Source organism: Noviherbaspirillum denitrificans, assembly GCF_002211445.1.
In the GTDB taxonomy this organism is placed as follows: domain Bacteria; phylum Pseudomonadota; class Gammaproteobacteria; order Burkholderiales; family Burkholderiaceae_D; genus Noviherbaspirillum; species Noviherbaspirillum denitrificans.
The window spans coordinates 255,891-257,966 of sequence record NZ_LSTO01000001.1 but is presented as its reverse complement, the minus strand read 5'-3'; the positions used below and the strand labels follow the sequence as shown (position 1 = coordinate 257,966).

General features: G+C 62.6%; 2 protein-coding genes. Both read left to right on the top strand.

The window, feature by feature from the left end; translation table 11 throughout:
* Positions 1 to 811 (top strand): DMT family transporter (locus tag AYR66_RS01270; RefSeq protein WP_088709543.1); only part of this gene is annotated, 811 nt, incomplete at its 5' end.
* A 104-nt stretch (positions 812 to 915) separates the two neighbouring features.
* Positions 916 to 1,890: a GlxA family transcriptional regulator gene (locus AYR66_RS01265; RefSeq protein WP_088705997.1), complete on the top strand. Its 975-nt coding sequence runs from the start codon at positions 916 to 918 to the stop codon at positions 1,888 to 1,890.
* The last annotated feature ends 186 nt before the right edge of the window (positions 1,891 to 2,076 follow it).

The following is a 2,076-nucleotide window of genomic DNA, read 5'->3' as shown; positions in this document are numbered from 1 at the left end:
CCCCCCCGCCATGAAGGACCTGTCGGAGCATTTCTCCGCGGTCTGGATTGCCTTCCTGCGCTTTGCGCTGGCCGGCGTGCTGCTGGCGCCTTTCCTGTTGCGCGGGAAGCGCGTGGACTTCACGGCGGGCGGCATTCTCGGCCTGCTGCTCTTCGCCGCATTCATGTTTCAGGTCGAGGCGCTGGGACAGATGAGCGCCAGCCGCAATGCCTTCATCACCGGCCTGAACGTGCTCATTGTGCCGCTGCTCGGCGTGATGGCGGGACGCATGCCGGAGAACCGCATCATCATCGCGGTGCTGCTGTCCATGGCGGGGTTGTTTGCAATGTGCTGGGACGGCGGGTCCTGGAGCGCGGGCGATACGCTGGCGCTGGCCGGCGCGCTCTGCTTTGGCGTGTACGTGAAACTGATGGAAGTGCTCACACGCCGTGCGAACGACATGATGGCGCTGACAGCGGTACAGATCATCACGGTCGCGCTGTGCGCTGCGGCGTGGATCGTCATGACCGAACCGCAGGCAATCGACTGGGCCGGCGTGGGCGACAGGATACGGGGCAATTTCTATAACCTCGTGTACCTCGGCGTATTCGCCACGGCGGCGATCATTTCGCTGCAGACCTGGGGGCAGCGTCACGCGAGCGCCAACGAAGCCGCCATCGTCTACGCATTCGAACCCGGCTGCGCGGCGATTGCCGCCTACTTCTGGTTGTCGGAAACCATGACCCTGCGCAGCCTTGCCGGCGGCCTCTTGCTCATCGCCGGCATGATTGTCAGCCAGTGGCGTCCCACGGCGCGAACGGCGCCGGCCTGAATTGTGTAAAAGCGACGGACTCTTTTGAATTTCCGGCAAGGGTATTGGTGCGGTGGCAATGTTGGATGACAATGCGGTTGAAATAACCCCACCACTTTCCCTTCATGCCATTTTCCAGTCTCGCCAGCCTTGGACAGGAAGCACCCCTGCGCATCCTCTTGGTGGATGCGGGGAAGGGCATGTCGATTGCCGCCGCCGGTGTTGTGCAGCCGTGGCGCTCGGTGGCTCGGCTGCTGGGACCGCAGCGCCTTCAGGTCGAGGTGCTGTCCATGCAGGACATCCTCGACGGGTGTGCGCCGCAGGGGCAATACCGGCATCTCTCGCTGGTCGTTTCGGATGAAGAATTTGCGCCACTCGCGTCCGCCCATTTGCGCGCGCTGACGGAGTATTGCCAGCCGTCGAAAGTGTGGGGCGCTGTCGGATCCGCCGTGCTGTGGCTGGTGCAGGCCGGCGCGATGGATGGCTTGCGCACCGCATTGCCATGGTCGCTGTACGGCGAGACCGACGAAGCCGCCGACCGCGCGATCCTCACGCCCAACCTGTTCGAGTTCGATGGTGGGAGATTGTCCTGTTGCGGCGGCATGGCGAGCGTCGATTTCACGCTCACCCTGATTGAGGCGCTGTACGGCTCCGACGTGCAGGCGCAGGTGAAGGAGATCCTCTGCATCGACCGCGTGCGCGCGCAGTCCGATCGCCAGCGCGTCGCATTGCAGGCACGCTTCGGTGCACTGCAACCGAAGCTGTCGGAAGCCGTGGCACTGATGGAAGCGAACATCGAAGAGCCGCTGGCCACGGACGACATCGCCAACCTTGTCGGCATCTCGCGCCGGCAGCTCGAGCGCCAGTTCAAGCAATACCTCGGCAGCGTCCCGTCGCGTTACTACCTGGAGCTGCGCCTGCAGCGTGCGCGCCAGTTGCTGCTCGATACCAATCACTCGATCGTGCAAGTCGGGCTCATGTGCGGATTTTCATCGGGCTCGCATTTCTCCACCGCCTATGGCGCGCTGTTCGGCATCACACCGCGCGACGAGCGCCAGCGCAAGCTGCGTCCCGCAGCCGGCTCCTCCTCCGCCATTTGATAGTTTTTTGACAACGCTGCGCCGCGATTTTCTGAAATTCGGCGTCGCAGATTGAAAAGAGTTTTGCCCGCGCGCTTTCTATAATTCCATCATCAAGACAGAGGAGCATGGAATGAATTCGATTGAGCGAGTTGATATGACGGCAATTTCCCAGGCGGAACCGGTGACGCGCCAGACCTTCGATGA

Coding starts and splice junctions, on each gene's coding strand:
- AYR66_RS01265 (WP_088705997.1), top strand. CDS start 916: ATGCCATTTTCCAGTCTCGCCAGCCTTGGACAGGAAGCACCCCTGCGC.